5 protein-coding genes are annotated in these 3479 nt (G+C 73.2%); all 5 read left to right on the top strand.

All coding sequences use genetic code 11. The annotated features are described in order from the left end of the window. Positions 1-646: SDR family oxidoreductase (locus E1264_RS41460; RefSeq protein WP_132182885.1), on the top strand; the 646-nt coding region annotated here is incomplete at its 5' end. A gap of 79 nt (positions 647-725) precedes the next feature. Next, positions 726-1697 (top strand): thiamine pyrophosphate-dependent dehydrogenase E1 component subunit alpha, encoded by a 972-nt coding sequence (locus tag E1264_RS41455; protein ID WP_132182883.1) that lies wholly within the window; start codon positions 726-728, stop codon positions 1695-1697. Then, positions 1694-2704, top strand: coding sequence for an alpha-ketoacid dehydrogenase subunit beta (locus tag E1264_RS41450; RefSeq protein WP_132182881.1), 1011 nt, complete (start codon positions 1694-1696; stop codon positions 2702-2704). The genes E1264_RS41455 and E1264_RS41450 overlap by 4 nt, the downstream gene beginning before the upstream one ends. Further along, positions 2704-2976: a biotin/lipoyl-containing protein gene (locus tag E1264_RS41445; protein ID WP_132182879.1), complete on the top strand. Its 273-nt coding sequence runs from the start codon at positions 2704-2706 to the stop codon at positions 2974-2976. The genes E1264_RS41450 and E1264_RS41445 overlap by 1 nt, the downstream gene beginning before the upstream one ends. Then, positions 2973-3479, top strand: a 507-nt coding sequence (locus E1264_RS41440) for a GntR family transcriptional regulator (protein ID WP_132182877.1), incomplete at its 3' end; no start/stop codon positions are given. The genes E1264_RS41445 and E1264_RS41440, both read left to right, overlap by 4 nt.

Genomic DNA, 3479 nt, shown 5'->3' with positions numbered 1-3479 from the left:
GGCCGAGGAGGGGGCCAGGGTGGCGGGCGTCGATCTCAAGGAGCCGGACCCCGGCGGCCTGGCGTGCGCGATCGCCGCCGACGTCACCGACGAGGCGGACATGGCGCGGGCGGCCGCCGTCGCGACGGAGGAACTCGGGGGCCTGGATGGCCTGGTCGCGATGGCGGGCATCCAGGCGTCCGCCCCGACGCACGAGCTCGACCTCGCCACGTTCCGCACCGTCCTGGACGTGAGCGCGGTCGGCACCTTCCTGGCGATGAAGTCCGTCCTGCCCGGGATGCTGGCGCGGGGCGGCGGGCGCATCGTGACGTTCGGCTCGACGGCGTCGGTCTGCGCCGCGCCCGGCCTGTCCGCCTACGCGGCCGCCAAGGGCGCGGTGCTCCAGCTCACCCGCTCGGTCGCGGTCGAGTACGCGACCCGCGGCATCCGCGCCAACTGCGTCTGCCCCGGCGGGGTGGAGACGCCGATGCTGGCGGCGATCGACGCCGCGCGGACCGGCCCCGACCACTTCAAGGAGGGGCACCCGATCGGCCGCTACGCCGACCCGGCGGAGATCGCGGCCGTGGTCTCGTTCCTGCTCTCCGACGAGTCGTCCTTCGTCCTGGGCGCGGCCGTCATGGCGGACGGCGGCTTCTCGGTCGGCTGATCGTCCGACTGATCGCCCGTGACAAGCAAGGCATATCAGTCATAACATGTATTACCAGTTGCCGGAACGAAAGGACGCCATGACGCAAGCGACCCGGGAGGGGGCCCTCGACCTCCTCGAACGCATGATCCTCATCCGCAGATTCGAGGAGAAGGCGGCGCGGCAGCGGGCGGGGGGCCTGATCCCCGGCTTCCTGCACCCGTACATCGGCCAGGAGGCGGTGGCGGCCGGCGTCTGCGCGGCCCTCGGCCCCCGCGACGTGCTGACCTCCACCCATCGCGGGCACGGCCACATGCTCGCCCGCGGCGCCGACCCGGCCCGGATGTACGCCGAGCTGTTCGGCCGCACCGCGGGCTACAACCGCGGCAAGGGCGGCTCGCTGCACATGATCGACGTGGAGCTGGGCTTCCTCGGCGCCAACGGCATCGTCGCCGGTGGCATCCCGCTCGCCACCGGCGCGGCGCTGCAGCTCAAGCGGCGCGGCTCGGATGGTCTCGCGGTCACCTTCTTCGGGGACGGCGCGTCCAACGAGGGCGCCTTCCATGAGTCGCTGAACCTGGCCGCGCTGTGGAAGCTGCCGGTGCTGTTCGTCTGCGAGAACAACCTCTACGGCGAGTTCACCCGGCAGGACCGCCACCAGGTAATCACCGACGTGGCCGACCGCGCCGCCTCCTACGGCATGCCCGGCGTCGTGGTGGACGGCAACGACGTGGACGCCGTCCGCGACGCCACCGCCGAGGCCGCCGCCCGCGCCCGCGCCGGGGACGGCCCGACCCTGATCGAGGCCAAGACCTACCGGCACCGCGGCCACTTCGAGGGCGACATGGCCCGCTACCGGCCGAAGGACGAGGTCGCGCACTGGATGGCGCGCGACCCGATCGACCTCCTCGCCGCCACGCTCCCCGAGGAGGACGTGACGGCCGTCCGCGACGCCGTCGAGAAGCGCCTGGACGACGCCATCGCCTGGGCCGCCGAGCAGGAGCATCCCCGGCCCGAGGACGCCCTGGACCACGTGTACGTCGACTCGCTCGGAGGGGCGGCCCTGCGATGACCAAGTTCACCTACGCGGACGCGATCCGGCAGGCCATCGGCGAGGAGATGGAGCGCGACCCGTCCGTCTTCCTCATCGGCGAGGACGTCGGCGAGCCCGGCGGCGTCTTCGGCGTCACCAAGGGCCTGTGGGACCGGTTCGGCGCCGACCGGCTGTGGGACACGCCGATCTCGGAGGAGGCCATCGTCGGCGCCGCGGTCGGCGCGGCGCTGGTCGGCGCCCGCCCGATCGCCGAGATCATGTTCGGCGACTTCGTCACGCTGGCGATGGACATGATCGTCAACCAGGCGGCCAAGACGCACTACATGACGGGCGGGCGGCTGTCCGCGCCGATGGTCGTGCGGATGGTCACCGGCACGTCCGGCTCGACGGCCGCGCAGCACTCGCAGTCGCTGGAGTCGTGGTTCGTCAACGTGCCGGGGCTGAAGGTCGTGGCGCCGTCCACCCCGCACGACGCGAAGGGCCTGCTCAGGCAGGCGATCCGGGACCCCGACCCGGTGATCTTCTTCGAGCACAAGCAGCAGTACGGCGGCCGGGGCGGCCCGGCCGGGGACGTGGTGGCGGTCGAGCCGATCCCGTTCGGGACCGGCAAGGTCCACCGCGAGGGCACCGACGTGACGATCGTGTCCTACCTCAAGACGCGCGAGCACGCGTCCGCCGCCGCCGAGACGCTGGCGGAGGAGGGCATCTCCTGCGAGGTGTTCGACCCGCGCACGCTCGTCCCGTTCGACCGCGCGGGCCTGCGCGCCTCCATCGCCAAGACCGGGCGGCTGGTCATCGCGCACGAGGCCCCGACGCGCGGCGGCTTCGGCGCGGAGATCGCGGCCTGGGCGGCGGACGAGTGCCATGAGCTGCTGCGCGCGCCGATCGTCCGGGTGGGGGCGCTGAACACGCCCGTCCCGTACGCGCCGGTGCTGGAGAACCACACGCTGCCCGGCCCGGACCGGATCGCCGCGTCCGTCCGCCGGCTGCTGGACAAGGAACCCGCCGAGGAAGGAGACCGCTGATGGCCGAGACCTACCCGATGCCCAAGTGGGGGCTGTCGATGGAGGAGGGCGTCATCTCCGAATGGCAGATCGAGCCCGGCCAGGCGGTGACCGAGGGCCAGGTGCTGGTCGTGGTCGAGACCGACAAGATCGAGGTCGAGCTGGAGGCGCCGGTGGACGGCGTCTTCGCCAAGGCCCTCGCCGCCCCCGGCGACGAGGTCGCGGTCGGTGCGCCGGTGATGGTGATCGCGGGCGACCAGGCCGACTACGACTCCTTCGTCGCGGGTTCGTGACCCCGCCGCAGAAGCAGAAGACGCCGGTCGTGCCCGGCTTCCAGGCCGGGGCGTGGGTGAGCGCCACCCAGCAGATCCGCGAGCAGCTGCTGCGCGGCATCCGGCAGGGCGAGCTCGCGCCGGGCTCGGCGCTGCCGTCCGAGCGGGAGCTGTGCGAGGTGTTCGGGGTCAGCCGGGTCAGCGTCCGCGAGGCCATCGCCGGGTTGGAGGCGATGGGCCTGGTCAGCGTCCGGCACGGGCGCGGGACGTTCGTCCGGGACGGCTCCGCCGCGCGCTACGAGGACGCCTTCGGCCGCTACCTGGAGCTGCACCGCGGCCAGCTGGTCGAGCTGCTCGCCGTGCGCGGCGCGCTCGACCGGCTCGCCGCGCAGGAGGCCGCCGCGAACGGCCCGTCCGAGCAGGTCGAGCGGATGGTCGAGGCGCACCGGGCCTTCCTGGACGCGGCCGCCGAGCCCCGCCCCGAGTTCGACCGCATCGCCGAGCTGGACGTCGCGTTCCACGTC

It is taken from the genome of Actinomadura sp. KC216, assembly GCF_004348535.1.
Lineage (GTDB): Bacteria > Actinomycetota > Actinomycetes > Streptosporangiales > Streptosporangiaceae > Spirillospora.
This window is presented reverse-complemented; position numbering and strand designations above follow the sequence as displayed.

What these genes read in the sequence shown, in the direction of transcription:
- E1264_RS41450 (WP_132182881.1), top strand. Translation starts at nt 1,694, where the DNA reads ATGACCAAGTTCACCTACGCGGACGCGATCCGGCAGGCCATCGGCGAG.
- E1264_RS41445 (WP_132182879.1), top strand. Translation starts at nt 2,704, where the DNA reads ATGGCCGAGACCTACCCGATGCCCAAGTGGGGGCTGTCGATGGAGGAG.
- E1264_RS41455 (WP_132182883.1), top strand. Translation starts at nt 726, where the DNA reads ATGACGCAAGCGACCCGGGAGGGGGCCCTCGACCTCCTCGAACGCATG.